Source organism: Flavobacterium sp. GQ95 (assembly GCF_059758655.1).
On sequence record NZ_JCAXEB010000043.1, the window covers coordinates 1 to 1,448 of the forward strand.

The 1,448-nt window shown below is 32.0% G+C and carries 1 protein-coding gene; it reads right to left on the minus strand.

Annotated features, from left to right (window positions below):
* Positions 1-37 precede the first annotated feature (37 nt).
* Positions 38-1,404, minus strand: a protein-coding gene (locus AC6CH4_RS25835) for an IS3 family transposase (protein WP_498108190.1) whose coding sequence is annotated in 2 segments (ribosomal slippage) — positions 38-936 and positions 936-1,404 — 1,368 coding nt in all. Because the reading frame shifts where the segments join, the coding sequence is not laid out codon by codon here.
* Positions 1,405-1,448 lie beyond the last annotated feature (44 nt).

A 1,448-nucleotide genomic window follows, 5' to 3' on the forward strand; every position in this document is an offset into this window, starting at 1 on the left:
ATTTAGAGTGCACCCAAAAGTTTAGACAAATTAATAATTAAGTTTTATAATAATGAGCTCGATATTGTATCGGGCTCATTCCTTTTAGATTAAGTTTAATTCTGTCATTATTATAATAATTTATATACTCAACAATCTCTTGTTTCAATTGATTAATGGAAGTGTATTTTTTAAGATAAAACAACTCTGATTTTAATATTCCAAAGAAGTTTTCAATTATCGCATTATCAAGACAATTACCTTTTCTGGACATGCTTTGCATAATTCCTTTTTTCTTTAATAAATGCTGATATTGTGTCATTTGATACTGCCATCCTTGGTCAGAATGCAAAGTCAGATTAGTATTATCGGGTATTTTTTTAAATGCTTTTTCAAGCATATTTAAAACTTGATTAAACACTGGTCTTTGCGATAATTCGTAGCTAATTATCTCTCCATTAAACAGATCGATTATCGGCGATAAGTACAATTTATTGCCAGAAACATTAAATTCAGTCACATCGGTTGCCCATTTCTGGTTAGGTATATCAGCCTTAAAATTGCGCTGTAGTAGATTAGGAGCTATCTTTCCCTGCTCTCCTTTATACGATCTGTACTTCTTGATTCTGATTAAACTTTTTAATCCTAAAAATTTCATCAATCGAAGCACTGTTTTGTGATTAATTAAAATCCCCTCTTTTTTGATTAATAGAGTAATACGTCTATATCCTAATCTACCCTTATGATAATTGTAAATCTGTTTAATTAAATCTTTTATCTCTTGATATTTATCGATTGCCTGACCTTTCTTTTCATAGTAATAATACGTACTTCTAACCATGTTCATACAATTTAGTAAAAGATCTAAATCATACTTATGCCTTAATTCCATTATGGTTTGAGCTTTTTGTTTTGATTGGCTTGCTCGGCTTGAACTAAGGCGTTGAACTTTTTTAGAATTTCGTTCTCAGCGCGCAGGTACTCTAACTCCTTTAAGAGTTCCTCTTCCCTGGTTAAAGGTTTGTCTGTTTTTCGTTGCTTTCTCTTAAAATTCATAACTGTTGGTCTACCACGTGATTTAAGTTCTAAACCTGCCAAATCATCTTTTGCATATTTTCTTTGCCAGCTTATTATGGTTGACTGCGCTGGAATTTTGAAAATCAAGCAGGCTTCATCCAAAGATAAAGACTTATTTTCAATGGTTTGTATCACTTTTAATTTAAAGTCTGCAGTATAAACTTTATTTTTTTGCCTTGGTAAAAGACCTTCAATTCCAAATTCATTATAGCGGCTAATCCAGCAGGTAAGGTTGCTTTCAGCTATCTTGTTTGCTCTAGCTGTGCCTTTAACCGAGTTATGTCTTTTCATAACTTCTTCTACACAACGAAGTTTAAATTCACAATTGTACTTGACTTTTCTTTCCATAAAAATGCCCCCAAATAGTGTCTAACTTTTTGGGGGCAGTTCAA